Source organism: Colwellia sp. TT2012 (assembly GCF_001440345.1).
GTDB lineage: Bacteria > Pseudomonadota > Gammaproteobacteria > Enterobacterales > Alteromonadaceae > Colwellia.
This window is the reverse complement of the sequence record NZ_LJYX01000060.1, coordinates 1-1,168: the sequence shown is the minus strand read 5'-3', so window position 1 is coordinate 1,168 and position 1,168 is coordinate 1. Positions and strand designations below refer to the sequence as shown.

The following is a 1,168-nucleotide window of genomic DNA, read 5'->3' as shown; positions in this document are numbered from 1 at the left end:
GCCTTCGTCAAACAGATGCATGGCCTCGTCGCGGATCACTTCCCAGTTGTCCTTGAGCACATCCAGTTCCGGGAACTTGCTGCGGTCCAGGTAAGGCTTGGACGGCACGCCCGAGAAGATGTACATCAAGGCGTTATACGGGGAGAACAGCGCCGAATGGTTGACGAACTGGCGCAGCACCGGCAAACGCGCCTTGCCGCGCAGATGCACGTAAAGCGTACTGCCGATAAACAGCAGCAGCACCGACAGCTTGGCGGCCAAAGAAAAGGTCATGCAGCAACTCCTGGAAATAGCCTCCCGGCAGCGGGAAACCAGACATAGCAGACGGCCATGATAAACATTCCAGGCCGGAGGAAAAACCCGCGATAGACAACAATCCGTATTAAAGGGGGCGCGGCGGGTGATCAAGTATGCATACAGGGCGTAAAACCGGGCTGATAGGGATCAACCGGTGTTCTGTAGGAGCGAGCGTGTTTGCAAGGGGCATTCAGGCGAAAAATGAAAACGGTACGCGTGCCTTCTGATTAGACGCGGCGCCTTCAGGGTCTTCGCGAGCAAGCTCGCTCCTACAAAAGCCTTACCGCGTGCCCAACGCAAAGTTGGGCAATGCCTGTACCGGCTGCGTGAACTCATACGGAATCGACACCCACCCCGCCCCCGTATCGCGCTGCACCACAAAGTGCAGGTGTGGCCCACTGCTGTTGCCGGTATTGCCCGACAGCGCCAATGGACTGCCCACCGCCACCCGCTGCCCTTCCCTGACACTGACCGACCCCAGCTTGAGGTGCAGATACACACTCTGGGTGCCGTCATCGTGCAACACCCGCACGAAGTTGCCCGACGGGTCACTGCCCCGCCCCGATTGGCTGTTCTCGGTCTTCACCACCACCCCGCCTCGCGCAGCGATGATCGGCGTGCCTTCGGGCATGGCGATATCCATGGCGTAGCGGCTCTTGACGTCAGAGTGGCTGAAGGTGCCGCCAGGCCCCTGGGTCAGTCGAAAGGGGCCACCGCGCCAGGGCAACGGGTAGCGCTGGAACTGCGCTGGCCGCAGGTTGCGCGGCGGCTGGGGATCAAGCACTTGGCGCTTCACCGGGACGACCCGGCGCTCCTGGAACACAAACGCCTGGGCGCCAGGGGTTTTCTGGTCGCTGAAAAACACCACGCC

Annotated in this window: 1 protein-coding gene and 1 pseudogene; both read right to left on the bottom strand. The window is 61.0% G+C overall.

Going from position 1 to position 1,168, the window contains the following annotated elements; all coding sequences use genetic code 11:
• A pseudogene (locus ASU03_RS20150) lies at positions 1–273 on the bottom strand (aspartyl/asparaginyl beta-hydroxylase domain-containing protein); the annotation flags it as partial.
• 304 nt (positions 274–577) lie between these two features.
• On the bottom strand, positions 578–1,168 hold a 591-nt coding region (locus ASU03_RS20145), incomplete at its 5' end, for a M23 family metallopeptidase (RefSeq protein WP_157465971.1).